This window comes from Puribacter membranae, from assembly GCF_055380425.1.
Genome location: NZ_AP040167.1, coordinates 617,503 through 643,230, shown reverse-complemented (window position 1 = coordinate 643,230; position 25,728 = coordinate 617,503). Strand labels below are relative to the sequence as shown.

The 25,728-nt window shown below is 47.0% G+C and carries 28 protein-coding genes and 3 pseudogenes; 13 read left to right on the top strand and 18 right to left on the bottom strand.

What is annotated here, in order from left to right:
* Positions 1–19: 19 nt before the first annotated feature.
* From ACZ41M_RS03065 to ACZ41M_RS03055, 3 genes are all read right to left on the bottom strand, one after another.
* Positions 20–376 carry a cupin domain-containing protein gene (locus ACZ41M_RS03065; RefSeq protein ID WP_003465043.1) on the bottom strand — a complete coding sequence of 119 codons (357 nt, stop codon included), beginning with the start codon at positions 374–376 and terminating at the stop codon, positions 20–22.
* 236 nt (positions 377–612) lie between these two features.
* Positions 613–999 (bottom strand): HepT-like ribonuclease domain-containing protein, encoded by a 387-nt coding sequence (locus ACZ41M_RS03060; protein ID WP_003100872.1) that lies wholly within the window; start codon positions 997–999, stop codon positions 613–615.
* Positions 996–1,286 carry a nucleotidyltransferase family protein gene (locus tag ACZ41M_RS03055; RefSeq protein ID WP_001247892.1) on the bottom strand — a complete coding sequence of 97 codons (291 nt, stop codon included), beginning with the start codon at positions 1,284–1,286 and terminating at the stop codon, positions 996–998. The genes ACZ41M_RS03060 and ACZ41M_RS03055 overlap by 4 nt, the downstream gene beginning before the upstream one ends.
* Positions 1,287–1,444: 158 nt before the next feature.
* Between ACZ41M_RS03055 and ACZ41M_RS03050 the strand changes: the two genes are divergently transcribed.
* Entirely contained in the window at positions 1,445–4,411 is a 2,967-nt protein-coding gene (locus ACZ41M_RS03050; protein ID WP_464730342.1) for a Tn3-like element ISPa38 family transposase, read from the top strand.
* A 171-nt stretch (positions 4,412–4,582) separates the two neighbouring features.
* On the opposite strand, the gene ACZ41M_RS03045 is transcribed toward ACZ41M_RS03050, so the two are convergent.
* From ACZ41M_RS03045 to ACZ41M_RS03005, 9 genes are all read right to left on the bottom strand, one after another.
* A complete protein-coding gene (locus ACZ41M_RS03045) occupies positions 4,583–5,551 on the bottom strand; it encodes a hypothetical protein (protein WP_464730343.1) in 969 nt (322 codons plus the stop codon).
* Between the two features lie 74 nt (positions 5,552–5,625).
* Positions 5,626–5,979, bottom strand: a complete 354-nt coding sequence (locus ACZ41M_RS03040; protein ID WP_464730344.1) for a hypothetical protein — start codon at positions 5,977–5,979, stop codon at positions 5,626–5,628.
* A 174-nt stretch (positions 5,980–6,153) separates the two neighbouring features.
* The gene (locus tag ACZ41M_RS03035; RefSeq protein ID WP_464730345.1) at positions 6,154–6,462 is read right to left on the bottom strand and encodes a hypothetical protein; all 309 of its coding nucleotides are present in this window, start codon (positions 6,460–6,462) and stop codon (positions 6,154–6,156) included.
* 95 nt (positions 6,463–6,557) lie between these two features.
* Positions 6,558–6,890, bottom strand: a complete 333-nt coding sequence (locus ACZ41M_RS03030; protein ID WP_464730346.1) for a hypothetical protein — start codon at positions 6,888–6,890, stop codon at positions 6,558–6,560.
* Positions 6,891–6,963: 73 nt separating this feature from the next.
* The gene (locus ACZ41M_RS03025; RefSeq protein ID WP_464730347.1) at positions 6,964–7,389 is read right to left on the bottom strand and encodes a hypothetical protein; all 426 of its coding nucleotides are present in this window, start codon (positions 7,387–7,389) and stop codon (positions 6,964–6,966) included.
* A gap of 100 nt (positions 7,390–7,489) precedes the next feature.
* Entirely contained in the window at positions 7,490–8,416 is a 927-nt protein-coding gene (locus ACZ41M_RS03020; RefSeq protein WP_464730348.1) for an ArdC family protein, read from the bottom strand.
* A 658-nt stretch (positions 8,417–9,074) separates the two neighbouring features.
* On the bottom strand, positions 9,075–10,151 hold the full coding sequence (locus ACZ41M_RS03015; protein WP_464729930.1) for an IS481 family transposase: 1,077 nt from the start codon (positions 10,149–10,151) through the stop codon (positions 9,075–9,077).
* 49 nt (positions 10,152–10,200) lie between these two features.
* Complete coding sequence (locus ACZ41M_RS03010; protein WP_464730349.1) at positions 10,201–10,758, bottom strand: tyrosine-type recombinase/integrase; 558 nt, start codon at positions 10,756–10,758, stop codon at positions 10,201–10,203.
* Positions 10,748–11,326 (bottom strand): hypothetical protein, encoded by a 579-nt coding sequence (locus ACZ41M_RS03005; RefSeq protein WP_464730350.1) that lies wholly within the window; start codon positions 11,324–11,326, stop codon positions 10,748–10,750. The genes ACZ41M_RS03010 and ACZ41M_RS03005 overlap by 11 nt, the downstream gene beginning before the upstream one ends.
* Before the next feature lie 86 nt (positions 11,327–11,412).
* On the opposite strand from ACZ41M_RS03005, the gene ACZ41M_RS03000 reads away from it, so the two are divergent.
* Both ACZ41M_RS03000 and ACZ41M_RS02995 read left to right on the top strand, forming a co-directional pair.
* Positions 11,413–12,150 (top strand): SprT-like domain-containing protein, encoded by a 738-nt coding sequence (locus tag ACZ41M_RS03000; RefSeq protein ID WP_464730351.1) that lies wholly within the window; start codon positions 11,413–11,415, stop codon positions 12,148–12,150.
* Between the two features lie 12 nt (positions 12,151–12,162).
* Positions 12,163–12,375 carry a hypothetical protein gene (locus ACZ41M_RS02995; protein ID WP_464730352.1) on the top strand — a complete coding sequence of 71 codons (213 nt, stop codon included), beginning with the start codon at positions 12,163–12,165 and terminating at the stop codon, positions 12,373–12,375.
* On the opposite strand, the gene ACZ41M_RS02990 is transcribed toward ACZ41M_RS02995, so the two are convergent.
* Positions 12,347–13,018 (bottom strand): IS1595 family transposase, encoded by a 672-nt coding sequence (locus ACZ41M_RS02990; RefSeq protein WP_464729991.1) that lies wholly within the window; start codon positions 13,016–13,018, stop codon positions 12,347–12,349. The two genes, ACZ41M_RS02995 and ACZ41M_RS02990, sit on opposite strands and share 29 nt — an antisense overlap.
* A 29-nt stretch (positions 13,019–13,047) precedes the next feature.
* On the opposite strand from ACZ41M_RS02990, the gene ACZ41M_RS02985 reads away from it, so the two are divergent.
* The 6 genes from ACZ41M_RS02985 to ACZ41M_RS02960 all read left to right on the top strand — a co-directional run bounded on the left by ACZ41M_RS02985 (position 13,048) and on the right by ACZ41M_RS02960 (position 16,629).
* On the top strand, positions 13,048–13,707 hold the full coding sequence (locus ACZ41M_RS02985) for a TrbC family F-type conjugative pilus assembly protein (protein WP_464730353.1): 660 nt from the start codon (positions 13,048–13,050) through the stop codon (positions 13,705–13,707).
* 22 nt (positions 13,708–13,729) lie between these two features.
* Positions 13,730–14,389 carry a hypothetical protein gene (locus tag ACZ41M_RS02980; RefSeq protein ID WP_464730354.1) on the top strand — a complete coding sequence of 220 codons (660 nt, stop codon included), beginning with the start codon at positions 13,730–13,732 and terminating at the stop codon, positions 14,387–14,389.
* An 84-nt stretch (positions 14,390–14,473) separates the two neighbouring features.
* Positions 14,474–14,752: an AbrB/MazE/SpoVT family DNA-binding domain-containing protein gene (locus ACZ41M_RS02975; RefSeq protein WP_464730355.1), complete on the top strand. Its 279-nt coding sequence runs from the start codon at positions 14,474–14,476 to the stop codon at positions 14,750–14,752.
* Positions 14,753–15,094, top strand: a complete 342-nt coding sequence (gene mazF / locus ACZ41M_RS02970) for a type II toxin-antitoxin system toxin MazF (protein ID WP_464730356.1) — start codon at positions 14,753–14,755, stop codon at positions 15,092–15,094.
* 53 nt (positions 15,095–15,147) lie between these two features.
* Positions 15,148–16,224 (top strand): IS481 family transposase, encoded by a 1,077-nt coding sequence (locus tag ACZ41M_RS02965; RefSeq protein WP_464729930.1) that lies wholly within the window; start codon positions 15,148–15,150, stop codon positions 16,222–16,224.
* 129 nt (positions 16,225–16,353) lie between these two features.
* On the top strand, positions 16,354–16,629 hold the full coding sequence (locus ACZ41M_RS02960) for a hypothetical protein (protein WP_464730357.1): 276 nt from the start codon (positions 16,354–16,356) through the stop codon (positions 16,627–16,629).
* Positions 16,630–16,686: 57 nt separating this feature from the next.
* Here the strand turns inward: ACZ41M_RS02960 and ACZ41M_RS02955 are convergent, their stop codons facing one another.
* The 5 genes and pseudogenes from ACZ41M_RS02955 to ACZ41M_RS02935 all read right to left on the bottom strand — a co-directional run bounded on the left by ACZ41M_RS02955 (position 16,687) and on the right by ACZ41M_RS02935 (position 21,825).
* Positions 16,687–17,193, bottom strand: a complete 507-nt coding sequence (locus tag ACZ41M_RS02955; RefSeq protein WP_464730358.1) for a cell wall hydrolase — start codon at positions 17,191–17,193, stop codon at positions 16,687–16,689.
* Positions 17,194–17,240: 47 nt separating this feature from the next.
* A complete protein-coding gene (locus ACZ41M_RS02950) occupies positions 17,241–19,352 on the bottom strand; it encodes a conjugal transfer protein TraG N-terminal domain-containing protein (RefSeq protein ID WP_464730359.1) in 2,112 nt (703 codons plus the stop codon).
* Between the two features lie 11 nt (positions 19,353–19,363).
* A pseudogene (locus tag ACZ41M_RS02945) lies at positions 19,364–20,475 on the bottom strand (IS3 family transposase).
* A 63-nt stretch (positions 20,476–20,538) separates the two neighbouring features.
* Positions 20,539–21,423 carry a conjugal transfer protein TraG N-terminal domain-containing protein gene (locus tag ACZ41M_RS02940; RefSeq protein ID WP_464730360.1) on the bottom strand — a complete coding sequence of 295 codons (885 nt, stop codon included), beginning with the start codon at positions 21,421–21,423 and terminating at the stop codon, positions 20,539–20,541.
* Between the two features lie 15 nt (positions 21,424–21,438).
* Positions 21,439–21,825, bottom strand: a complete 387-nt coding sequence (locus ACZ41M_RS02935; protein WP_464737480.1) for a hypothetical protein — start codon at positions 21,823–21,825, stop codon at positions 21,439–21,441.
* A gap of 265 nt (positions 21,826–22,090) precedes the next feature.
* Between ACZ41M_RS02935 and ACZ41M_RS02930 the strand changes: the two are divergent.
* From ACZ41M_RS02930 to ACZ41M_RS02915, 4 genes and pseudogenes are all read left to right on the top strand, one after another.
* Positions 22,091–22,324, top strand: a pseudogene (locus ACZ41M_RS02930) (helix-turn-helix domain-containing protein); the annotation flags it as partial.
* 124 nt (positions 22,325–22,448) lie between these two features.
* Positions 22,449–23,960, top strand: coding sequence for an IS21 family transposase (gene istA, locus ACZ41M_RS02925; protein WP_464730362.1), 1,512 nt, complete (start codon positions 22,449–22,451; stop codon positions 23,958–23,960).
* Positions 23,950–24,756, top strand: a complete 807-nt coding sequence (gene istB, locus ACZ41M_RS02920; protein WP_464730363.1) for an IS21-like element helper ATPase IstB — start codon at positions 23,950–23,952, stop codon at positions 24,754–24,756. The genes istA and istB overlap by 11 nt, the downstream gene beginning before the upstream one ends.
* Before the next feature lie 122 nt (positions 24,757–24,878).
* A pseudogene (locus ACZ41M_RS02915) lies at positions 24,879–25,727 on the top strand (integrase core domain-containing protein); the annotation flags it as partial.
* Position 25,728: the final 1 nt, after the last annotated feature.

Sequence of the window (25,728 nt, the reverse complement as noted above, 5' to 3'; positions counted from 1 at the left end):
CAACTCCAGAGATTGGGCTCTATCGCTCAGCCAATACGAAACCGGCATTGGCTGATGCCACAACCGAGACGAACACAAATGGCTCGGTACCTGTATTTCGCGCCCCGTGCACTTGGCCCGGTCTTGCCACGGCTATCTCACCTTCCCTGAGGGCACGAACAATCCCATTGCCCTGAAAGTAATCAGCCATTCCCGACAAAACAGTCCACGTGTCTTGGCCGTGAGGATGAATGTGAGCCGCAATTTCCTGCCCGGGATGGACATGCCAAACCACGATAATTGAGTCTCGGGTTTCAAGCACAACGGAACGAATAGGCTCGCCTTCGGACGGCTGAACATACTCGGCTACAGAAAATATTCTCGATTCAACAGTCATCGGAGATCCCTCTTTCACAGTGCCCCCAGACAGGCTGGATATGAGTTCTAACTCGAATTTGAACGGGAGGCTGGTCGTGCGGTCGTGCAGTTGCCGATGAGCGTGTCGGCTGCTGCCTCCTTGCCCACCAGCGAACTCACGTCCGTTGCGGCCATCCAGAAGGTCTTGCCCGAGCGCGGCTCATAGGTCGCGGGATCGAACACGCCAGAGGGGCCGAACATCGGCGGCTTGATTGGTCATGGCTCCATGCCTTTGTCGTTACGGTCTTCATCGTCGGCATCCTGACGCACGGCGGGCAATTGCTGGAGCAACGCCGGCAGCCATTCCTGTACCGTCTCCCACACCACATCGAGGTTGATGTCGAAATAGCCGTGAGCCATGCGATTACGCATATTGCGCATGCTGCGCCACGGCACGTCGGCATGCGCCTGGGTGAACTCGACGTAGCCATCCATCACCTTTGTGGCCGCCTCGCCGATGACGATCAGGCTCATGATGACGGCCTGCTGGGTGCGCTTGTCGGCCAAGAAGTCGTCCTTGGCCATCCCTTCCACGAAGCTGCGCGCATCGGTTGCGGCCTGCTGAATGTGGTCGAGGTAATCGGGCAGGCGGTTCTCGCTCATATCGGTTGCGCCTCCGCGAGCACCTTGGCCCGGAACTTCGGCGGCAGGTCGCCGGGAGTCAGCAGATCGACGTCAACGCCGAGCAGCGATTTCAGTTCTTCTTCCAAATCGCCCAAGTCCAACAACGTGGCACCGGGCAGCGCATCGACCAACAGGTCGAGGTCGCTGCCATCCCGGTCGGTGCCATGCAGCACCGAGCCGAAGACGCGCGGGTTCGCGGCGCGAAAGCGGCCTACCGCTTCACGCACTGCGCTTCGCTTCATGTCAAGCACAACAGACGGTCGCATGCGCATCCTTTCTTATCGAAACTCGTTGAGATGATATGCAATCAAGAATAGAATTTCAAGAACTATTTTCGAGAATCGCAATGCCTTGATTCCCGTGCCGCGCCGGTTGCCTTGGCGGGCTTGTCACAAACCTACGTTTTCAAGAAGAAGGAAACCGCATGCCCCGCCGTTCGATCCTCTCCGCCGCCGAGCGCGAAAGCCTGCTGGCGTTGCCGGACACCAAGGATGAGTTGATCCGTCACTACACGTTCAGCGAAAGCGACCTCTCCATCATCCGGCAGCGGCGCGGCCCGGCCAATCGGCTGGGCTTCGCGGTGCAGCTCTGCTACCTGCGCTTTCCCGGCGTCATCCTTGGCGCTGATGAGCCACCGTTCCCGCCATTGCTGAGACTGGTCGCCAACCAGCTCAAGGTCGGCATCGAAAGCTGGGACGAGTACGGGCAGCGTGAGCAGACCCGACGCGAGCACCTGGTCGAGCTGCAAACGGTGTTCGGCTTCCAGCCGTTCACGATTGGCCACTACCGGCAGGCTGTCCAGTTGCTGACCGAGCTGGCCATGCAAACCGACAAGGGCATCGTGCTGGCCAGAGCCTTGATCGAGCACCTGCGGCGGCAGTCGGTCATTGTGCCCGCCCTCAACGCCGTCGAGCGGGCGAGCGCCGAAGCGATTACCCGCGCCAACCGGTGTCTCTACGACGCCTTGGCTGAGCCGCTGACGGACGTGCATCGCCGTCGCCTCGACGATCTGCTCAAGCGCCGCGACAACGGCAAGACGACGTGGCTGGCCTGGCTGCGGCAATCCCCGGTCAAACCGAACTCGCGGCACATGCTGGAACACATCGAACGCCTCAAGGCGTGGCAGGCGCTCGACCTGCCCTCCGGCATCGAGCGGCTGGTTCACCAGAACCGGCTGCTCAAGATCGCCCGCGAGGGCGGCCAGATGACGCCCGCCGACCTGGCGAAGTTCGAGCCGCAGCGGCGTTACGCGACCCTGGTGGCGCTCGCCATCGAGGGCATGGCCACCGTCACCGACGAAATCATCGACCTGCATGACCGCATCCTGGGCAAGCTGTTCAATGCCGCCAAGAACAAGCATCAGCAGCAGTTCCAGGCATCCGGCAAGGCGATCAATGCCAAGGTGCGGCTGTTCGGGCGCATCGGCCAGGCGCTGATCGAGGCCAAGCAAGCGGGCCGCGATCCGTTCGCCGCCATCGAGGCCGTCATGTCCTGGGATGCTTTCGCCGAGAGCGTCACCGAAGCGCAGCGGCTCGCTCAACCGGAGGACTTCGATTTCCTGCACCGCATCGGCGAGAGCTACGCCACGCTGCGCCGCTACGCGCCGGAATTTCTCGACGTGCTCAAGTTGCGGGCCGCGCCCGCCGCCAAGGACGTACTCGACGCCATCGAGGTGCTGCGCAGCATGAACAGCGACAACGCCCGCAAGGTGCCCACCGACGCGCCGACCGAGTTCATCAAGCCGCGCTGGCAGAAGCTGGTGATGACCGACACCGGCATCGACCGGCGCTACTACGAACTGTGCGCGCTGTCGGAGCTGAAGAACGCGCTGCGCTCCGGCGACATCTGGGTGCAAGGCTCGCGCCAGTTCAAGGACTTCGAGGACTACCTGGTGCCGCCCGCGAAATTCGCCAGCCTCAAGCAGGCCAGCGAATTGCCGCTGGCCGTGGCCACCGATTGCGACCAGTACCTGCATGACCGGCTGACGCTGCTGGAAACGCAGCTCGCCACCGTCAACCGCATGGCGCTGGCCAACGAGCTGCCGGACGCCATCATCACGGAGTCGGGCCTGAAGATCACGCCGCTCGATGCGGCGGTGCCCGATACCGCACAGGCCCTGATCGACCAGACGGCGATGATCCTACCGCACGTCAAGATCACCGAATTGCTGCTGGAGGTAGACGAATGGACGGGCTTCACCCGGCACTTCGCCCACCTGAAGTCAGGCGACCTGGCCAAGGACAAAAACCTGTTGCTGACCACGATCCTCGCCGACGCGATCAACCTGGGCCTGACCAAGATGGCGGAATCGTGCCCCGGCACGACCTACGCCAAGCTGGCCTGGCTGCAAGCCTGGCACATCCGCGACGAAACCTACGGGGCGGCACTGGCCGAGCTGGTCAACGCGCAGTTCCGACATCCCTTCGCCGAGCATTGGGGCGACGGCACCACGTCATCGTCGGACGGCCAGAACTTCCGCACCGGCAGCAAGGCCGAGAGCACCGGCCACATCAATCCGAAATACGGCAGCAGCCCAGGGCGGACGTTCTACACCCATATCTCCGACCAGTACGCGCCGTTCCACACCAAGGTCGTGAACGTCGGCGTGCGCGACTCGACCTACGTGCTCGACGGCCTGCTGTATCACGAATCCGACCTGCGGATCGAGGAGCACTACACCGACACGGCAGGGTTCACGGACCACGTCTTCGCGTTGATGCACCTGCTGGGCTTCCGCTTCGCCCCGCGCATTCGTGACCTGGGCGACACCAAGCTCTACATCCCGAAGGGCGATGCCACCTACGAGGCGTTGAAACCGATGATCGGCGGCACGCTCAACATCAAGCACGTCCGCGCCCATTGGGATGAAATCCTGCGGATGGCCACCTCGATCAAGCAGGGCACGGCGACGGCCTCGCTGATGCTCAGGAAGCTTGGCAGCTACCCGCGCCAGAACGGCCTGGCCGTCGCCCTGCGTGAGCTGGGACGCATCGAGCGCACACTGTTCATCCTGGACTGGCTGCAAAGCGTCGAGCTGCGCCGCCGCGTGCATGCCGGGCTGAACAAAGGCGAGGCGCGCAACGCGCTGGCCCGCGCCGTGTTCTTCAACCGCCTGGGGGAAATCCGCGACCGCAGCTTCGAGCAGCAGCGCTACCGGGCCAGCGGCCTCAACCTGGTGACGGCGGCCATCGTGCTATGGAACACGGTCTATCTGGAGCGGGCCGCGAACGCCTTGCGTGGCCACGGTCAAGCCGTCGATGACGGCCTGTTGCAGTACCTGTCGCCGCTCGGCTGGGAGCACATCAACCTGACCGGCGATTACCTCTGGCGCAGCAGCGCCAAGATCGGCGCGGGCAAGTTCAGGCCGCTACGGCCGCTGCAACCGGCTTAGCGTGCTTTATTTTCCGAATTCTGAGACGACCCCATATTGATCTAATCCCATGGTACATCTCCTAATAAATGGGATACACCATGCCCCTACGGGATGGATGTATCCCGGTTGGGGTAAAATGAATCCCTAAAGCAAAGCTGTAGGGATTCTGGTTAATGGATTGATGATAATTCAAGCTGCTATAGGTAAGGGTTCTGAACTGCGCTGCAAAACTCTCCCCGGAACATTCCAGAAGTTAAACATCTTTCCATATATTTGATCCAAACTATAGCCACCATAAGTCCCCTTAAAATTGCCATCACATTCGTCTACTGATAATCCCCAATAAGGATCACCGTTTTCACGTTGAATATGTTGGCTTGCAAGGTCAACCGTAAAGTCAGCTTTAAGGTTTGTTTCAAATATCGATCCGGATCCACCGAAGGATCCATAAAATCCAACACGTGCACCAACCGGTACCTGTATCAGACCAGTATACTGCTCAACAATGTCTACTGCGGGCAATGTAAAGACGATGGTCCAAAGTGCCGGGCCGATCGACAGCTCTTGATGTTCTTTGTATACATCAATTGCGTCCACCAAAGGCTCTCCTCGGTACACGTCTTCCACATGATCACAGGTGTAACATTCCGGAAGTGAGGTTGCATAATCTTGTGGATTGATGCGCATCGTTCGCAGAATGTCTGCAAGATAGGACTCACGTAAATCTAGGTGATTCCCCTCGCAATAATCGCTGTTGATACAGTCATAGTTAGAAAACAACTCCAACTTCACAATGATGTTACCTTTGTTACGAGCCAAATCGCGAAATGGAGTTGATTCATCACGGGACATGATTTCATCACGCAAAGTATCTTCCCAATCATCTGATGTCGCATCGAGCATAGCCTTGAATTGTTCGGAGGGAAATCCTTGGCTTTTAGCAATCCGTTCAATAGCTTCATCAATGTAGTACGCCACAGAGTATGAGGTATCCCAATCACATAGCAGTTGATCCATTTCTTCGAAAGCATCGCCCTCTCCGTTATGTTCAATGATTCTGGCCAACGCTTTGGCTGGCATTGAATCGTTTTGGTCAACGTAATACACATCTGTGGATTTGGGTAAACAATTAATGATTTGAGTTAATAATTCAGTCATGGTATATCTCCTAAAAGACGGATACACCATGCCCCAACTGGGATGGTATATCCCAGTTGGGTAAGATGGTTTAGTTAACGATGGCGTATATCACCGCTCATGGTAGAAACATCACCATGAACAACACCACATTTAATGTCACCACTCATGGATTTGGCATTTCCTTGTACATCACCGCATTCAATATCGCCAGAAGCTGTTTTAACATTGCCTGAAACAGATCCAGAAACCGTGATATCCCCTGCTTCGTTTTGGATATCTCCGACATTGCCAGTAATCTGGATATTGATTATTTGACTTTCCAAATTGATATCTTCTTGGATGATACCGTCAATAATCACTTGTTTATTGCTAATGACTAGGTTTTTGCCACAATAGGTTTTGCCATTGATTTGGATGACTCCGCCTTTAATGTTTTGAATACGCATACATCTCTCCTAAATTGAAGGACATACGATTCCCAATTGGGAATCATTATGCCCAATTGGGTTAAAAAACAGTCCTAATTGCCGAAGCAAAAAGGACTGTGTGGTTTGTGATTGAACTATTTGTGCTTACTAAAACAAACGAGATAAGCTCATTGAAATATCAAACTCAAATCTCTAATTAAAGATATTTGGCATGAATTTCAATAGAGCCATTAACCCACCTAGTAAACCAATAATTTTCCACGTCTGCTGGTGCATTTCTACACGCAGCTCGGCGATTGCTTTGACGATGGCATTTTCCTTCTCGTGATATTGCTTGTGAGATAGATAATGTTCCATAGTATGCTCCTTACTATTGGTTTCAGTAGTCTTACTTGCTTGAATTATAGCATCTTCTATTCGGCGTTCAATCTGTCTTGATGATTCCTCATCAATTTGATATTTACGCAAAATATCGGCCAGTTCAATTCGTAGTACTTCCATGACATTCCTTTCAAAAAAATCGGGAATATCAATCCCCTATCAGGAAGTGTATTCCCGTAGGGTGGTTAAATTGCTTTAGTAACGTGTGTTACGAATTATGAAACTTGTGCCAAACCATCCAGTTCCGCGATCTTTTGCCAGAACTCAGATACGCTGTCAATTCCTTCGCCATCGATGTACAAATGTGTGTCGATTGCATTCACATAATAGTCCGCTGGATAGCCCTTCTCCTCACACCAACTACAAATGGCGGAAAGCGTATGAGCCATACAAGCGTTACCAATATGTGGTGGTTTCTCACAGTTTCGTATGACATCCCAAATATCTATCGCTCTGGGGTCGCCATCAACACCGATTTCTTCAGAAATCTTGATCCATTCCTCATAACTAGTTGATACATCACGTTCATAAAAAAGGTCAAACAACATGGTTCTTCTCCTAAAAAAAGGAACCATGCTCCACATGGAAACTAAGTTCCCGTGTGGGGTTATCAATCAATGATCAACTGAAGCGAAAATAATAGTCACACCCAATGAACTCTGGTACTGAAAGAATCTGGTTCAATTGTGAGTGTGTCTGCTTAATTGCGTTCCAATATGAGTCATCATATTTATGATTGTATGAAGGCAGCAACGTCTTGGATTGTTCAGGATTCCCAAGAACTGTATTACAAACATACAATAGCTCCTGTAAATCGCTCTCCTCTAAAAACGTTTCGCGGCATTCTTCGGCATCAAAATGATCGATGAAATACTGCAATATCGAAAATTCGTTCCACCAACGAACAACCGGAGCGCGTAAGATTTTGACTGGGTACTCAGCCGGTGTTAAACCAACTGCATTTACCCTGTCAAAAATCTCTTTTTCGCGCTCACCTAAATGTTCAGAGCCGTACAGCTCTACATACAACGTCATGTCAATTCCCATGGTTCATCTCCTAAAAAGATGGGAACCATGTCCCAAAGGGAAATGAGTTCCCTTGTGGGTGAAAGTCCTTAAATCAAAACCTGATCTCTGGACAAATTAATTACGCAGCCAATGCTTGTTTAACTACTTGGTAATCAGATTCTTCGTTATCTGTGAACTCATAGTTCACATCAAGTAAAAAATCTGATGCCTTTTGAGCCAAACGAGCGGCCTTAAAGATTGCGCGATTGTCGTTTTTCAGTACGGTCAGCCATGAACTCAAATAACTGGTATGAGAATCCATGGTTTGCGCTTGGATGCCGATGTGGTTACACAAAAATGTGGATCCGATCTCAGCAACAAGCTCTTCAAAAGCGTAAGCTTCTGTACCAAAGGAATTGGCCAGACTCCGATTCAATCGAAGTTCATGACCGGTCCAATGAGTCAATTCGTGCAGTGCAACGCTGTAGTACATGGCTTCAGAGTCAAATTGCTCCTTTTGAGGGAGAACAATTTTATCTTTCGCAGGAGAGTAAAATGCTTGATTCCCCGCTACATGTTCAATTACAGCATTTGAACGAATGATAATCTCTTGTGCTGATTCAATCGGCACAAACTCCTTAGTGAGCTGTTCGCCATGCTTGTAGTCATACCCTTCAAGTTGTTGAACATTAAACACACATGAATGCTTCATGTATGGAATTGTCACCGATGGATTAGGATTATCATCTGTGGCTTGCACCTTCTGATCATTGACAATCAGCGGTTTAAAAAAAACTACCAACGAGGATTTCTCACCCTTGCGGACGTTAAATCCAAGTTTACTAGCTTGTTTAAATGTCAACCACTCACGTGCTTCAAAGCCCCTTTTATAGGACTCAGCAGCCAAAGTCAGGGTATTAATTCCACGATATGCTTTACCAGTAACCAAATTAATTGGCGTGTTTTGAATAAAGTGCCAAGGTAACTTAACTCCATCATTTGCGCCCTTTTCAAGCGCTTCAATAATGGTTTGAGTAATCTTGGTATATCGATCGTTCGAGTTCATAGTACATCTCCTTAAAAAAGGGACGCACTATCCCTATCGGGTAGATTGTCCCGACGGGGTTAAATTTGGTCAGGATCCAAAAAAGCTCGTAAGAGACATTTAATGGATCCAGGGGTTAAATAACGTCAAGATCGAAACTTGACACAGTTGAAGTACCGGTACTTATTCAAGGTACCGAAGTTAAAAAACTCCCAGGATTCACCGAGGTGAATTGCTCAACGAGTAGGGAACATGAGCGGTGATGGTTTTGACTGAACCAACAAACAGTGAAAAATCGTTCAAGGTACTTAATAATGGACTTCAGATGAAGCCCACGGGTAAATAACCTGATTGAATGCCCAAACATTATACGGTTGCCTGTGACCTAGTTGCGACCTGTACTGCTTGGCCAAATTCATTTCAAAGTAGGCTATGCCTTGGAAATGAATTCGACCAAATAAGTCAAAATTATTCTCAATTCCAAAAGGTGCATTCGAAGAATGCAATCCTTTTGGCTGAGAACAAAGTTCAAAACGAGAGGACAAAGATCATTGCGATAATCATACCAAGTGTGATCATCACAACTTCAAGCCAAAAAATCGTAGTTCCGATCATTTTGACCAACTGTTCCTTTCGTTTATTACGTGTAGTAGCCACGACTTGACCTGACAGACAGTTATTAGGCTGTCGCTAAAACTGACTCGGTTGTCTGAAATGTCCGATTCAGTTGTTTCTCGATAGCGATATGTTTGCTATCTAAAAAAGTTTGCATGGGTGTTTTACCAAAGCAATGCTTCCCTGAGTGGGTTCGTTGCTCGTTGTAATCCAGCACCCATGCGTCCAAGTCGACTTGTAACTCTTCCAAACTGTTGTATATTTTACGCCGAAATGCGGTGGCGTAGAATTCGTTTTGTATGGTTTTGTGGAAACGTTCACAAATGCCATTGGTTTGCGGATGCTTGACCTTGGTACGCGTGTGCTCAATGTCCTCTAAGTCCAAATATAACTGATACTCATGCGTTTCTCGGTTGCCACAGTATTCACTGCCTCGGTCTGTAAGGATGCGTAACAGCGGTATGTCGTGCGCCTCATAGAACGGTATCACACGGTCATTAAGCAAATCAGCCGAAGTAATGGCGTGTTTTTGTTGATACAGTTTGACAATCGCCAGCTTGCAGTAAGTGTCGATGTAGGTTTGTTGATAAATCCGCCCCACGCCTTTAATCGTGCCGACGTAATAGGTGTCTTGCGAACCCAAATAGCCTGGATGTTCGGTTTCGATTTCACCATGCGCTTGTTTCTCTTCGCGAGCACGTTCGAGTGCAAACAGTTGGTCTTCTGTGAGTATGATGCCGTCTTGTGCGATTTTGGCTGATAATGCTTTGAGTCGCTTCTGGAAGGTTTCTAAGTCATGGCGTAACCAAATGGAACGAACGCCACCACCTGAAACAAATACGCCAACTTTGCGTAATTCATTGCTCACTCGGTGCTGTCCATACGCGGGTTTGTCTATGGCGAAGTTGACCACCGCTTCTTCTATTGACGGGTCGATACGGTTCTTGAGTATCGGTTTACGGCGACTGATTTCTTGTAACGCCGCCTCACCTCCGCGCTCATACAAATCTCTAAACCGATAGTAACTGTCTCGACTAAATCCCATCGTCTTGCAGGCTTTTGAGACACTGCCCAAAGTTTGGGCTAAATTGAGCAAACCTAATTTATTTTTGATAATCTTGTGACTTGATTGAGTGTTCATTTCTGACTCCTTTGTTTCCTATATGATAAACAAAACGTCAGATTAAGTCTTAACTAATACAGGTTACTTTTGAGAAGAGTACCATCCGCTCTTTATTACCCTTACCGATCACGCGCAAACTTCCAGTGTTCAAATCCAGATGCTGAATTTTAATTGCCGCCAACTCCGATACTCGCAAGCCTGTATCGTACAACATAGCCACAATTAGACGGTTTCTGATTTCGAGCGGCCCAACTGCGTACAATTCCAGCAACTGAGCTATTGACATGCGATTCAGGGCGAAAGGTAAGCGATTTTGATCGCGTATGATCGGTAACTTTTCGGCGGGATTACGTAAGACCAGATTATATTCAATAGCCCATTTATAAAATTTGCGATATGTAGCTATTTTTCTGCCAAGTGATACGACCTTCCTAACTTTGTTTTGCTGCGTTAATTCATTGAGACAGTCTATTAAATCATGATGACTCAATTCTAATAGTGCTTTATCGCGTTTGCTATTTGCAAAATAGGACAATTGCGATAGGTCATTGCTGTACGCATAGCCAGTATTTTGACTCAATCCGAGTACCGTTTCACAAAAAATGACAAAATCACTAATAATCATCAAATCGTTTTGATAACACATTGCTCAAGCTGATCTCCATAATAAAGATACCCAATTCTTTGCCAACATTCTTGCCTCGTTCGGAGGCCAAATACCAAGGGACGAGAGATGGATCAATTTTTAGATTGTTCAGCTGCCTGATTTGCGTGATCGTTAACTTTTTAGTACTTTTGGCCTTTGCGATGATCTCCAATGCCTTTTCTTGAGCTTCGACTGACTTCTGATGAAGTGCCGACCTCAATTCGAGTTCTGTTGGTGATTCAAAACTGCGCCCTGCTGCCGCTTTGAGTTCCCGTAAACGCTTGTTGTATTCTGACGTTTTTAAGCACAACGAACCATAGAATGTTTCGGCTTGGCTAAGCCTAGAAGTCATTTCCTCTTCCATCGCTGCTCTTCTAATTTTTTTGTAATTACTCAACTGATAAACTAGGCCGGAAGCCTCCGCAATTTTTTGCAATATAACTTCCATCACCACGTCATCAGCTGAGCCTGTCATCACTTTGCATTTCCTTTTTACTTCAAGTCTTGAAATTGGTACCTGGCCAAATAAGTCAGTGGGTGCTTTCATTAAAAAATTTCGATTGTATTTAATTTTCCTAATGATTTAATTGTATTGTACAATACAATAACATAAATCGATTAAATAGGGCAAAAATGCAACAAACACCCACGCAGGAAATATACAAGCACCTTGAGGTAGCCTTCCAGCACTTTAATGATCGGTTGTTTGAAGGTAAACTTCCCGTGTGCTTACTGACCGTCCAACGAGAAAAAAACACAATGGGGTATTTCTCGCCATTGCGGTGGAGCAACCGCAATGGCAAAAATACCCATGAGATCGCTGTAAACCCCCTGTTTTTCGCGGGGTATCCGCTAATTGAGATTTTTCAAACGATTGTTCATGAGCAATGCCATCTATGGCAGTTTGAATTTGGAACGCCAAGCAGGAAGACCTACCACAATCGTGAGTGGTCTGAAAAAATGGAAGCCATCGGCTTAATGCCAAGCAGTACTGGTCGCCCAGGCGGGAAAAAAACTGGCCAGCACATGAATGACTACCCTATTGAAGGTGGAATGTTCATGCAAGCGTGTGTTTCATTGATTGAATCGGGCTACTTTTTCAATTGGGTCGATCGATGGGGAATCAATCGAGCCCCAGCGAATGCTCTAGTGACTACTGCTAACCTAGAAAATGCTGAAGATATACAATCCGTGCTGACACAACCGATCAGAAATGAGTTTTTGGGAATTGACTCTGAAACGATGATACCCGAATCCAAACAAACTCGAATAAAGTTTTCATGCCCTACTTGCGGTATTAATGCTTGGGGTAAGCCCAGTCTAAAGTTGATGTGTGTAGAATGCAGTAAGATCTTGATCGAAGCAAATTAAACGGAGATGTTTATGAAAAAAATATTTAGTACAATAATTCTTTTGATGCTGATCCCATTCAGTCACATCAGCAAGGCTCAAGGTGTTGATCTGCTCAGTAGCTGGTTTATTTCAATGGTGGCTCAGCAGGCTACTGCTCAGATTGACCAGGTAAACTCCGGGCCAAATTTTGGTAAGGGTCTTAGGAAGCAGAATGCTACAAAGGTTGATCACGAAGTAACTTAAGAATGACTTTATATAAATCAGTCTTACGGTGATTAAACCTAAATTCAGTTTCCTTCAAGTGTAGTAAAAAAGTGTTTTTCGGAACGCCGTTAAACTGCATCAAACGACGTTTGGCATAACTCCAGAATGATTCTATCCCATTTACATGATTAGAACCATTCACAAACTCATCTGCACCGTGATTGACCCGAAAGTGTTTATCAAAGCCGATGTCCACCAAGCCATCATAACCACGCCAGCCATCGGTGTGAATGATACTATTAATATCTGCTTTTCCGCGGATAATGGCTTGCAGACTGGCTTTTGAAGCATTCGGCACAATCTCAGTGTAGATGTTTCCATCGCGTTTGAGTAAGCCAAACACGATGGTTTTACCTGAAGCTCCTCGTCCGCGTTTACCACGTACTCGATGCGGACCAAAGTAAGATTCGTCGGCTTCTAATTCGCCTTTAAGCGGTGAGGCTTGCTGGCAAACAATCGCCAAGCGACGACGAATCTTGAGGTATATGCTGTTGATTGAACGGACGGATATACCGCTTAATGCGGCACATTCGGTTGCTGTTAAATCTAGAGCAAAATACCTTAAAATCTGACGAAACTTTGCTTCGCTAATTTTTGAATGGTTGAAGTACTTGTTTTTCATTTGGTCTCAAGAGCTTAGCGCTTATTTTAATGCGTTTGCTTCCTAAGACCCTTGGTAATTATGTTACATATGCTGAAGCCCCATTACAAAAAAACCTCGAAAGTGCCACATTCAAAGGTAGCCAAACAGAAAAAGAGATGCTTTTAGCTGGGCCGGTCTACGTTACCAAAGATGGGCTCAAGCCTGTTGGCAACAATCACCCTTATCGCTTGTCCGAAGGCGATTATCGAACTGATTTGCTGTTTTTGATCACAACCAAGTTAGATCAGAAAGTTCTCAAACAAATCGCCGAATACTCTGTTAAAACAAAAGGCGTTTTGGTCATGCGAGGTCTGGTTAATGACTCAGTTGCTGACACCATTCAAGCCGTCACGCCGCTACTCGAAACGGGTGCACTCATTAAAATTGACCCTCGAATCGAGGAACGTTTTGGTCACACGTTTAGAGGTAAAGCACCACAATTCATCAATACACTTGTGCGCAAAGATGGCAGTTATGGCTGTGACGGCGATACCAAAGAAAGTAAATGCTTTGGATACCAATCCGTCAGCGGGATCATTCGGACATTTGGCAGTGGATTAGATATCGACAAAACAGTTAAACTAAATCTAACTATTAATGATGCGTATGCCACAACACCAGTGACCAAAGCTTACAAGGCTATGACACAACGACGTTTTGAAAACTAATTTATTGTCTGGAGAAAGAATTATGAAAAAATGGATTCGTTTGACATCAACCTTACCCATTCTGCTGTGCTCTGTTACTGCATTTGCAGATGCACCAAAAACTCTTGAGCAAGTTAAGCCTGTCATGAATCAGGAATACATCACATTTGCTAAAGAGTGGATGGCATTAGACGGCTTTAATAAAACCATGGGAGTCATTGGACGATTCACTGGCGGTGGAACATACTCGGACACCAGTTCTGAAATCAAGAGAACGTACAGTTTGCGTAGCGGTGATTTAATTCAACCATCTGTAAAAACATTTGAGGCTTTTTGTACCAATGGAGCACCCAGAAAAATCGTCAAATTTAAATCTGAAGTATTTTGCATCAATGAAAAAGGTATTGCCATTGCTCGAATGCAATGGGAAATTGATGATCGACGACAAAAGGATTCATCACCATTAGCAATCAATCAAGTCATATTTACCCATCAAAACCGTCAATTGGCCAATAATGCCTATCGATTATTAAGTGCTTATGCGCCTGGTGATGCCATTAAAACCAAGTTTGGCAGTGCTATGATAATTGATCGTAAAGACAATGGCCTGATTCAGATCCAAATTGATCGTGGGGGTGAAACCCGTTGGATTACGACTGATGATATCGTGCTTTCATATGAAGAGTTGCATAAATACGACTAACAATCTAAACTTGACCAACAATGTTGCATAATTGTGCTACTATCTAATAAACAAATGAAGTTCCTGTTTTGTGAGGAGTTAATTATGAGTGGATCTGTCGTTCAGATTAGAAAGCAAGGTGGTGCAGCTATCATTACACTGCCGCCGACCGTTCTCAAGGGTTTAAATTCTGGTGTTGGTGACAAATTGGAACTTGACGTGATCGATGGCGTATTAACAGCAAAAATTGCAAATTTGCGTTTGCGAAAACGTTATACTCTCGCAGAGTTACTTGAAGGCGTAACTCCGGAGTTTGCTTCAGAAATACGAAGCAGTGCCCAGGAGTGGATGGACACACCAGCAATAGGTCAGGAGCAATTGTAATTGATTAGATCAAGGGCACCAAAGCGAGGTGATATCTATTGGATTGATCCGAATCCAGTGGTTGGGAGAGAAATCATGAATCGGCATCGTTTTGTCGTTGTTTCTCCTTCGGCCATAAATAAATTAGGAACATCAATAGTTGTGCCAGTCACTTCTGGTGGACTCGCAGCAAGAAGTAATGGATTGACTGTAGTAATCTCTGGACATGACACCAACGGAGTTGCGTTGTGTCACCAAGTTAGGAGCTTTGATATAGAAGCCCGCGTTAAAGCATCATCAGCGCGATTTGTTGAAACTTTGGATAATGATACGATCAACGAAATTTTGAATAAAGTGTATTAGTTAAGACTTAATCTGACGTTTTGTTTATCATATAGGAAACAAAGGAGTCAGAAATGAACACTCAATCAAGTCACAAGATTATCAAAAATAAATTAGGTTTGCTCAATTTAGCCCAAACTTTGGGCAGTGTCTCAAAAGCCTGCAAGACGATGGGATTTAGTCGAGACAGTTACTATCGGTTTAGAGATTTGTATGAGCGCGGAGGTGAGGCGGCGTTACAAGAAATCAGTCGCCGTAAACCGATACTCAAGAACCGTATCGACCCGTCAATAGAAGAAGCGGTGGTCAACTTCGCCATAGACAAACCCGCGTATGGACAGCACCGAGTGAGCAATGAATTACGCAAAGTTGGCGTATTTGTTTCAGGTGGTGGCGTTCGTTCCATTTGGTTACGCCATGACTTAGAAACCTTCCAGAAGCGACTCAAAGCATTATCAGCCAAAATCGCACAAGACGGCATCATACTCACAGAAGACCAACTGTTTGCACTCGAACGTGCTCGCGAAGAGAAACAAGCGCATGGTGAAATCGAAACCGAACATCCAGGCTATTTGGGTTCGCAAGACACCTATTACGTCGGCACGATTAAAGGCGTGGGGCGGATTTATCAACAAACCTACATCGACACTTACTGCAAGCTGGCGATTGTCAAACTGTATCAACAAAAACACGCCATTACTTCGGCTGATTTGCTTAATGACCGTGTGATACCGTTCTATGAGGCGCACGACATACCGCTGTTACGCATCCTTACAGACCGAGGCAGTGAATACTGTGGCAACCGAGAAACGCATGAGTATCAGTTATATTTGGACTTAGAGGACATTGAGCACACGCGTACCAAGGTCAAGCATCCGCAAACCAATGGCATTTGTGAACGTTTCCACAAAACCATACAAAACGAATTCTACGCCACCGCATTTCGGCGTAAAATATACAACAGTTTGGAAGAGTTACAAGTCGACTTGGACGCATGGGTGCTGGATTACAACGAGCAACGAACCCACTCAGGGAAGCATTGCTTTGGTAAAACACCCATGCAAACTTTTTTAGATAGCAAACATATCGCTATCGAGAAACAACTGAATCGGACATTTCAGACAACCGAGTCAGTTTTAGCGACAGCCTAATAACTGTCTGTCAGGTCAAGTCGTGGCTACTACAAATAAAGTTGTCAGCATCATTGATGCGGATGAAGATTAGTTTTAGACATTTCGTGTTTCCATTTCCTAAAAAATCTCATTTAATAGGAGGTCGTTATGCTGGCCAATATGAATCTTCAATCAATCATGTTGCTGGCACTATTAACCTGCATTGTTGTCTTTTTGGTATTTCAATTCGTTACACACTGGATTAGATATTCGATTGACCCAGTTTACCGAATTCATAATTCACTCTTTGCCTCAGTTTTACCTATTAAAGTTATCGTGAAAAGTGAACGGCCTGAATTCTATAATAATTCGGTTGATGCTGCGGCTAATGGTAAACTTCACAATCTTTCTGGTGAAGATGGAGGCTCTGGGTTTTATATTTAATATTCAGGACTTAATTATATCCTTATAGTCAAAAAACCGGAGGCAACATCCGGTTTTTTACATTAACTTAATGTTGAATGGTTTTGGTTTAAATCGTGCAAACCCTGGATCTGTGCCATGCACATGTATTGCCCTACCTTCACCAAAAACCAATCCTTCGCGCTGAGCTCTAATTTGTAGAGGCCTCACCCAAGCCATTGATGTTGGCGATGATGAATATGGATTTGCATAATTTAAATGCCCGCCAACTGTAGAATCAGCCCCATTCATTCTCGCTTCTAAATGCCGTAAAACAGCTATTTCAGCTCTTCTCTTTATGTGATTGTTAGGCATATTTTGTACTGAACCATAAGCTCCTTTGTTACCACTTATTTGAGAAAACTGAAGTGGTGCATTCACCACGCTACGAATGTCACCTTTAGATCCCCAACGACCCGATGCTGCTCGATTTAAGATTGTGTCAACAACAGCACCAACTTGCGCTTGGAATACTCGATCTTTCAACCCATAATCAACTTCAGTTGAAGTCACTTTTACTAAATCAAGTATGCTTTGTTTGCTCAAAAATAATGTATTATTTGCAAATGCACCAGAATTCGAAGAAAAGCCACCTACTTTCTTCGAGTTAACTTTCGCAAAGCTGGTTTTTGTGATGAGTCGATTACCATCGTATCTGGGGTTCGAGCCGGATCCTGAGTACGATCCGGCTGAACCTTTGGGAGATTGTTTATGACTCCTTGGCGTTGTGGATCACCCTGGCCTTCCCAACCAAATTGAGGTGCATCTAATCCCCCATTTGTTATGCCGCTTCCACCAATATTCCCTGCATCCCCAAATGCAGCTTTATTGTCATGTTGCCACAAATTACCAGAGAAGATTTGATTGCCTGGGGATAGTTCAGAAATTTTAGCACCACGTTCAATAACCTGATTTTGCGCATCACCAATATGGGAACGCCCTGTATTGATAGCGCTTCCTTGCCCAGAAATTGCCTGCGAGTTACTATTTCTTTTCTGTTGAAATTCCCCAGGCAAGCCGGATTCTTGGCCCAATTTACCTGCGCTATTCTGAACTCTATTTTGTCCAGACTGACTCATATGATTGACAGAGCCTGTTGCTTTAGCAAAAAAATCATCTATATTACTTCGTTGAGAACCGATTGAACTCTGAATGCCAGAACTCATTTCTGAATAGTTGGTTGGCGGTGCCGATACCCCCATCGTTCGAGAAGTAGCACTTTGAGCACCAAGAATATTGCTCGGTTTAGTTAAATCAGCTGACTCTATACCTTGGACTGTAGAATCGTTGACTGGTATATTTCCTGAAATCTGAATGCCTTCTTTCCATGACTCGGTAGCCTTCTGTGACAACGAATCAGCCTCGCTTCTGTAGACCGAAGCATTTTTCGATGCCGATTCAGCTGATGACAGATTAGAGCCAATTCTTTGTGTTAAAGAGTTTCCTTGGCTTTGATCATGCGCATACTCTTCAGAATTACGTACAGACTCGGCCACAGTTTTATCAATCTTATATCCTTGGGATCTACCCGCTTTAATTGCATTATCTGCTGCCGTTTGGAGTTGTTGCGCTTGTTCTTGACTAACTCCAGCAGATCCACCCAACTTGAGAGGTAGCCCTAAATCACCTAACCCAGCTGATATTGTTGCTGCGAGTGCACTTTTGGCTGTAAGACTGTTACTTACTCCTGTTTTATTCATTATATCTTGTGCTGCACTTTCAGCGTATTGCAGCGCTCTTCTTGAATCTGCTGATATTGAACTACTTGCTCCAATCTTCTTGGCATAATCATCACCCTTGGACATCATATATTCAAAGGCGCTGCTTGTTGCAGCAGAATAACTCTGAGTGGCACTTGCTTCCTCTCTACGTCCCGCCTCTTGGGATTGAGCAGCCATGCGGCTGTATTCTTGGCTTTGGGCTAGGCTGCTAGTTGCCGTAACTGGCAAGTCACCCTTAAAGTAACTTCCGCCCATAGCCCCGGAAACTTTTGTCCCAGCATATGTACTGGTTTGATTGACGCCAGGATCCTTAAACCAGCTCGATCGATCATTTTTATGTGCATTGGCATTGTCATAGCTTGAATTGCCGACATTTATGTTGCCTGCCCCGACAGAGGCTGAAGAACTCTCTGTAGCACGTCCACCAGGCGCAGACACCCCTGAAAATGCTGCTTGTAAACCCATTGATCCTAACTTGATTAACCCCCACGAAATTAAGGGTACCAGCATGGTTAAGGATCCGGCAAATGCCTGAGTATCAGATGCTACACTCAATACATCCATTGAATTGGCCAGTGTGGTTCCACGCGCACCATACGCTGCTCCGTAAGTATGGTTGGCTTGATACATATTGGCTATGCCATTAACAACTGCAAACATCCCCGGCCAGAGTTTGACCCACATGACCGTTGCGACATAGCCTAATGCAACATGCCCCATGCTCATTCCACCCATAATCATCATAACGATCACTAACGGAGCCAAAGCCAACAAAACCGCCTCAATCACATTATGAGCAATTGGTAAGTATTTTGAAGCCATTATCCAGGCAGAAGTATTCTGTGTATGAACCTGAGCTTGAGCTTGTGCCGCAGCGAGTGCCGCCTGCATTTGCTCCGGGCTTCCATCAATAGCTGCATTCTGAATATCAGCTACTTTGGTAATACCCCCTAAAAGGGCGGCATCTAAAAGTAGAATCAACACAAGTCCTGCGTTTAGTGCAGGACGCGTGAGTTTGTTAAAGCCATCATACGCGTTTGCGCTGGAGTGAATCCACCGAGCGACATATGAGGACGGTTGTTATTGTAACACCACAGCCACTGTGTCGCCTCGATTTGAGCGTGTTCGAGTGACTCAAATAATGTCTGATTGAGCAATTCATAGCGCATGGTTCGGTTAAAGCGTTCAATGTAGGCGTTCTGCTGTGGGTTTCCAGGTTGGATGTAGAGCAGTTTAATGTCGTGCTTTTGCGCCCATTGTTGGTAGTGGTGGCTGATGAATTCAGGGCCGTTGTCCGAGCGTATCGCTTGAGGTTTACCACGCCATTCAATGAGTTGGTCGAGATAGCGCGTCAGCGTGGTTGCGGGGATTGAGAAGTTGATTTCTGCCAACAACCCTTCTCGGTTGTGGTCGTCAATGACGTTGCATGAGCGGATGCTGCGCCCATCCTCGAGGTTGTCGTGGGTGAAGTCGATTGACCACGTCACATCCATTGCGTCGGGCACTTCGAGTGGTTGCGGTGTTTCTCGGTCAAGGCGTTTGTTGGGAATCAGGCGCAAGTTGAGCCCGAGTTTGCAGTAAATGCGGTAGATGCGTTTGTGGTTGTATTTCCAGCCCAAGACGTTGCGGATGTGCAGGTAGCATAATCGAAAGCCCCATGTGTTTTGTCCTTTGGTGGTGGTCAACTCGATCAGTTTAGCGGCTATCATGGCGTTGGCTTGCGCGCGCGTTGGGATGTGGCGAAAGCGTTTTTCTGAGATACTCATGAGTTCGCAGGACGCACGGATGCTGATGTTTTTATCGTTGTGCAGTTGTTGCGCCATCTCTTTACGAGATGACGCGCTTACTTTTTTGCAAGGCACTCCTTGAGGATGTCGGTGTGCAGCTGGGATTCGGCATAGAGTTTTTTCAGGCGCGTGTTCTCGGCTTCTAAGGCTTTGAGGCGGCTCATGAGGTTTGCGTCCATGCCTGCGTATTTGCTGCGCCATTTGTAGAAGGTGGCACTGCTGATGCCATGCTCACGACACAGTGCGGGTACGGGTACGCCTGACTCGGCTTGTTTTAGAATGCTGGCGATTTGGCTGTCGCTGAATTTGGATACTTTCATGTAAAACTCCTTTGGGTTAGTTTAAAGGGTTCTACTTTTAGGTGCTGGCTTTTTTAGGGGGTATTACCCTTTGACGGCATTCACCATCATTTCTTGTTGAATGATTTTTAGGGCAGGCTTTCTAATGCCTTCAAAAATATTGCTATACGCAGCTTCCAGTGCATTCATTACGCGAGTTTGATCTGTTGTCGCACCCCTATTCCCAGCCGGGTCTAAACGTACTGCAAAGGCTTGTAGTAACTTGGGATTACCTAATGCAGCAGTTATGTTTTGCTCCATTAGGATCGCTGCTTCATTACAGAATTTTGTTTCAATTTGATTGGAATTTCTATTCCACACAGGAGTTGGTAATACTGAATTTGTATTTTTAATTAAAGACCAAATATCATCAGAGTTCAGGATATTTTCTTGTGTGAATTTATTATACAAACGGATATCATAAGTCGTGCAATTGGCCAAATACTGAGAAAAATCAGTTTGAATTTGTGGCACAAACCGTGCAATATCTGCTCGACGCATTTCGCTATAGGCATTTGCTCCAAATACCATTCCACTACGACTATAGTTGATATCGTTGATTGGTGTAAATACAATTTCTGCTTTATCGACAAACCATTTACCAATTGAACTGGTTAAATAGCCAACAAATGCTGGACCTAACGGAACATTCGAAATTGCAGTAATATTGGTAGGGTTTGTTTGGTCAGAAATTGTCACTGTTACTTTTGGCATTACCATCACATACCAGACAAATATGCTACCCAAAAACCATTTTGCCAAAGGACTGAAATTTAGTTCAAATGCAGTTTTTCCCAGCATTATCGTAAAAACCAGCAAAATTATCGCAGCCATCAAACTATCAAAACTGCTGTTACCACCGGTCATCATGACAATGGTGCTAAAAATGCGTTTGATAACTTCAGTATTGCCGTATGCGTAATAATCCATATCGCCTCGAATATTTTATTTGCCAAGCAGTACTTGGCTAAATGCGACCGCTTTACCTAGATTTGGTTGGACGGCTTTGAACTGTGCATTAACAGTTTGAATATAATTGCTGAAATTACTTTCAACATTCAACTTACTGTAAGCAGCCTGCTTGTCAGATCGAATACCTTCTAAAGCTACGCTAATATTCTTTAAGGCTGATTCCATGGCTTTACGTTCGATTTCATCACGATTTGGATAACGCCCCAAAACTTCAGAACCTGCTTGAACCAGATTGGTCAAATACCTTTCAGCCAATCCATATGTGATTGCATTAATCGCTTTATCTGTTAAGGCATCATTGCCAGTTGATACATCGAGTAGAGCCATTTTAAGAAGTGGAAACTCCGAATTCTGAATCATAGAAAGTACACCTTGACTGGCTGCCTGACTGTTATTACCGGCCTTAATTCCTTGTTTAAGAGCATCAACACGAGTTTTAACCAAGGTCTTTAAACTGGTGTACTGTTTTTTTACAGGCTTGCAACTAGTTGCCCGAAGATAATCAGTGGTTGGCGATCCGCCAGAGGCCGGAGCACATTCAAGCAGCGTAATATCAATCTTTGCTGTATTAGTTAAGACTTAATCTGACGTTTTGTTTATCATATAGGAAACAAAGGAGTCAGAAATGAACACTCAATCAAGTCACAAGATTATCAAAAATAAATTAGGTTTGCTCAATTTAGCCCAAACTTTGGGCAGTGTCTCAAAAGCCTGCAAGACGATGGGATTTAGTCGAGACAGTTACTATCGGTTTAGAGATTTGTATGAGCGCGGAGGTGAGGCGGCGTTACAAGAAATCAGTCGCCGTAAACCGATACTCAAGAACCGTATCGACCCGTCAATAGAAGAAGCGGTGGTTGTAAATGACACTTTAAAACTGAGCCACTTACCGCGCAGTATGTTTAAAAAACGCGGAGTAAAAGTGAGCCACTGTTAAGCGCGTTAGACTTTGCTTTTAGAAGAGCAAAGGAAGCGCAATAAGGATGTTTACAGTGGACACATACGCACAAGTCAGACGAGCTGTGCTGATAGAAGGTCGCAGTCGCCGCTCGGTGGCTCAAGAATTAGGATTATCACGCAACACGGTCGCCAAGATGGTCAAACACCATCTGCCACCTGGTTATCGCCGCAAAGCGGCCCCCGTTTCCCCCAAGCTGGATGCATTTACGGGCATCATTGACCAGATACTCGAAGACGACAAATTGGTCATCAAGAAGCAGCGCCACACCGCCAAACGAATCTTGGAACGATTGCGAGACGAGCACGGTTTTACGGGTGGCTATACGATTGTGCGCAGCTATGTCATGAAACAACAGTTACGGATGCGAGAGGTGTTTATGCCTTTGCATCATCCAGCGGGTCAAGCGCAAGCAGACTTTGGCGAGACCGACATCATCTATCGCGGCTGCAAGACGCGCGTGCATTACTTTTGCCTGTCATTACCGCATTCTGATGCATTCTATGTGAAGGTTTACCCAGCCGAGACCACAGAGGCATGGCTCGATGGCCATGTCAGCGCATTTGCTTGGTTGGGCGGCATTCCGCAATCGATTCTGTACGACAACAGCAAGATGTTGGTGTCGAGTATCAACAAACAAACCAAAGAGCGCACGCTCACCGATGCGTTCAAACGTCTACACTGTCATTATCTGTTTGATACGCGCTTCGGACGACCTGCGCGTGGCAATGACAAGGGAAAGGTGGAAGGCATTGTGGGCTATAGTCGCCGTAACTTTCTAGTGCCGATGCCACGTGTGCAATCCCTTGATGAGCTCAATGTGCGTTTACAAGAGGCATGCGAGCGGCGGCTAAAGGCTGTATTGCGTGGACATTCGGGGACGATTGGCGCACGGTTGCAGGCAGACAAAGCACATTTCTTGCCGTTGAGCGACGTGCCGTTCGATGCGTGTGAATCGGTATCCACCAAAGTCAGTTCGCTGTCATTGGTGCGCTATCGCTGCAACGACTATTCGGTTCCGACCGAATATGCCTATCAAACCGTGCAGGTGCGTGGTTATGTGGACAGAGTCGTGATTGGTCACGCAGCCAAGGTGATTGCCGTGCATGAGCGCAATTATGGCAAAGCGCAGTTTGTCTATAACCCTTTGCATTATCTGGCTTTACTCGAAACCAAGCCGAATGCACTCAATCAAGCTGCACCGTTACACGGTTGGGCTTTGCCAGAGGACTTCGAGCGACTGCGCAGGTTGATGGAAGCTCGTTTGGGCAATGGGGGACGGCGTGAGTACATTCAGGTATTGCGATTGCTTGAAGACTTTGGTGAGGAAGAAGTCGCCGTTGCGGTTGAGGAATCTTTGCGTTTGTCCACCATCAGTTATGATGCGGTCAAACATTTGGTATTGGCCAAGCATGAGCGTCGTCAGCCACGTTTGAATCTATCGGCTTATCCACACGTACCACAAGCATCGGTGGGCACGACTGATACCCGTGCTTACATGAGCCTGTTGACACAGGAGGTGCGCCATGTCGCTTAATCAATTGTCAACGATGGAAACCTCTGTGCCGCCAGCCGTATTACTCAACCACCATTTGAAGCAACTGCGTTTGCCCACCTTTGTACGCGAACACGAGAAGGTGGCACTTGAATGCGCTCAAGGCGATGTGGACTATCAGCGTTACTTACTGCGCCTGTGCGAACTCGAACACATCGACCGCGAGCGGCGCAACATCGAGAGGCGAATTCGCCAAGCCAAGTTTCCGCAAGTCAAAGGGCTGGACACGTTTGACTTTAAGGCGATTCCGAGCTTGAACAAATCATTGGTGCTTGAATTGGCACGTTGCGAGTGGATTGAACAGCGTGAGTCGGTGATTGCTTTGGGCAATGCGGGGACGGGTAAAACCCATACCGCTCTGGCATTGGGATTGGCGGCTTGCCAGAAGAATCATTCGGTCTTCTTCAGTACCGCTGCCGCGTTGGTGCATGAGCTGATGGAGGCGCGGGATGAGCGGCGTTTACGGGCTTTGCAAAAACAATTGGCGCGAGTGCAATTGCTGATTGTTGATGAGTTGGGTTATGTGCCGTTTACCGCTGTGGGTGCTGAGTTGTTGTTCGAGGTTTTTAGCCGACGCTATGAGCAAGGGGCAACATTGGTCACCAGTAACTTGCCGTTTGATGAATGGACTTCGGTGTTTGGTTCCGAGCGTTTGACTGGCGCTTTGCTCGACAGACTCACACATCATGCTCATATCCTTGAAATGAATGGTGATAGCTACCGACTTGAGGCGCGTAAACGACGCAAAAATGATAAGGAGGCTAATTTGGACGGTTGATTGAGTTTATGATATCGGGATTTACGATACAATCCTCTACGAGGACTTCGGTCTATTTTTTTAATGCTCAGTGGCTCTACTTTACTCCGTCATCTGGCTCAATTTTACTGTGCGATTTACAGGTGGTCAACTTCGCCATAGACAAACCCGCGTATGGACAGCACCGAGTGAGCAATGAATTACGCAAAGTTGGCGTATTTGTTTCAGGTGGTGGCGTTCGTTCCATTTGGTTACGCCATGACTTAGAAACCTTCCAGAAGCGACTCAAAGCATTATCAGCCAAAATCGCACAAGACGGCATCATACTCACAGAAGACCAACTGTTTGCACTCGAACGTGCTCGCGAAGAGAAACAAGCGCATGGTGAAATCGAAACCGAACATCCAGGCTATTTGGGTTCGCAAGACACCTATTACGTCGGCACGATTAAAGGCGTGGGGCGGATTTATCAACAAACCTACATCGACACTTACTGCAAGCTGGCGATTGTCAAACTGTATCAACAAAAACACGCCATTACTTCGGCTGATTTGCTTAATGACCGTGTGATACCGTTCTATGAGGCGCACGACATACCGCTGTTACGCATCCTTACAGACCGAGGCAGTGAATACTGTGGCAACCGAGAAACGCATGAGTATCAGTTATATTTGGACTTAGAGGACATTGAGCACACGCGTACCAAGGTCAAGCATCCGCAAACCAATGGCATTTGTGAACGTTTCCACAAAACCATACAAAACGAATTCTACGCCACCGCATTTCGGCGTAAAATATACAACAGTTTGGAAGAGTTACAAGTCGACTTGGACGCATGGGTGCTGGATTACAACGAGCAACGAACCCACTCAGGGAAGCATTGCTTTGGTAAAACACCCATGCAAACTTTTTTAGATAGCAAACATATCGCTATCGAGAAACAACTGAATCGGACATTTCAGACAACCGAGTCAGTTTTAGCGACAGCCTAAT

Bases quoted from the DNA above. Each gene is read 5' to 3' on its own strand.
- ACZ41M_RS03000 (WP_464730351.1), top strand. From the start codon at position 11,413: ATGCAACAAACACCCACGCAGGAAATATACAAGCACCTTGAGGTAGCC.
- istA (WP_464730362.1), top strand. From the start codon at position 22,449: ATGTTTACAGTGGACACATACGCACAAGTCAGACGAGCTGTGCTGATA.
- ACZ41M_RS03050 (WP_464730342.1), top strand. From the start codon at position 1,445: ATGCCCCGCCGTTCGATCCTCTCCGCCGCCGAGCGCGAAAGCCTGCTG.
- ACZ41M_RS03065 (WP_003465043.1), bottom strand. From the start codon at position 376: ATGACTGTTGAATCGAGAATATTTTCTGTAGCCGAGTATGTTCAGCCG.
- ACZ41M_RS03040 (WP_464730344.1), bottom strand. From the start codon at position 5,979: ATGCGTATTCAAAACATTAAAGGCGGAGTCATCCAAATCAATGGCAAA.
- ACZ41M_RS03030 (WP_464730346.1), bottom strand. From the start codon at position 6,890: ATGTTGTTTGACCTTTTTTATGAACGTGATGTATCAACTAGTTATGAG.
- ACZ41M_RS03045 (WP_464730343.1), bottom strand. From the start codon at position 5,551: ATGACTGAATTATTAACTCAAATCATTAATTGTTTACCCAAATCCACA.
- ACZ41M_RS02990 (WP_464729991.1), bottom strand. From the start codon at position 13,018: ATGAAAAACAAGTACTTCAACCATTCAAAAATTAGCGAAGCAAAGTTT.
- ACZ41M_RS02975 (WP_464730355.1), top strand. From the start codon at position 14,474: ATGAGTGGATCTGTCGTTCAGATTAGAAAGCAAGGTGGTGCAGCTATC.
- ACZ41M_RS03005 (WP_464730350.1), bottom strand. From the start codon at position 11,326: ATGAAAGCACCCACTGACTTATTTGGCCAGGTACCAATTTCAAGACTT.
- ACZ41M_RS03025 (WP_464730347.1), bottom strand. From the start codon at position 7,389: ATGGGAATTGACATGACGTTGTATGTAGAGCTGTACGGCTCTGAACAT.
- ACZ41M_RS03015 (WP_464729930.1), bottom strand. From the start codon at position 10,151: ATGAACACTCAATCAAGTCACAAGATTATCAAAAATAAATTAGGTTTG.
- ACZ41M_RS02995 (WP_464730352.1), top strand. From the start codon at position 12,163: ATGAAAAAAATATTTAGTACAATAATTCTTTTGATGCTGATCCCATTC.
- ACZ41M_RS02940 (WP_464730360.1), bottom strand. From the start codon at position 21,423: ATGGATTATTACGCATACGGCAATACTGAAGTTATCAAACGCATTTTT.
- ACZ41M_RS02935 (WP_464737480.1), bottom strand. From the start codon at position 21,825: ATGATTCAGAATTCGGAGTTTCCACTTCTTAAAATGGCTCTACTCGAT.
- ACZ41M_RS03010 (WP_464730349.1), bottom strand. From the start codon at position 10,758: ATGATTATTAGTGATTTTGTCATTTTTTGTGAAACGGTACTCGGATTG.
- ACZ41M_RS03020 (WP_464730348.1), bottom strand. From the start codon at position 8,416: ATGAACTCGAACGATCGATATACCAAGATTACTCAAACCATTATTGAA.
- ACZ41M_RS02960 (WP_464730357.1), top strand. From the start codon at position 16,354: ATGCTGGCCAATATGAATCTTCAATCAATCATGTTGCTGGCACTATTA.
- ACZ41M_RS02980 (WP_464730354.1), top strand. From the start codon at position 13,730: ATGAAAAAATGGATTCGTTTGACATCAACCTTACCCATTCTGCTGTGC.
- ACZ41M_RS03055 (WP_001247892.1), bottom strand. From the start codon at position 1,286: ATGCGACCGTCTGTTGTGCTTGACATGAAGCGAAGCGCAGTGCGTGAA.
- ACZ41M_RS03035 (WP_464730345.1), bottom strand. From the start codon at position 6,462: ATGGAAGTACTACGAATTGAACTGGCCGATATTTTGCGTAAATATCAA.
- ACZ41M_RS03060 (WP_003100872.1), bottom strand. From the start codon at position 999: ATGAGCGAGAACCGCCTGCCCGATTACCTCGACCACATTCAGCAGGCC.
- ACZ41M_RS02985 (WP_464730353.1), top strand. From the start codon at position 13,048: ATGCGTTTGCTTCCTAAGACCCTTGGTAATTATGTTACATATGCTGAA.
- ACZ41M_RS02965 (WP_464729930.1), top strand. From the start codon at position 15,148: ATGAACACTCAATCAAGTCACAAGATTATCAAAAATAAATTAGGTTTG.
- istB (WP_464730363.1), top strand. From the start codon at position 23,950: ATGTCGCTTAATCAATTGTCAACGATGGAAACCTCTGTGCCGCCAGCC.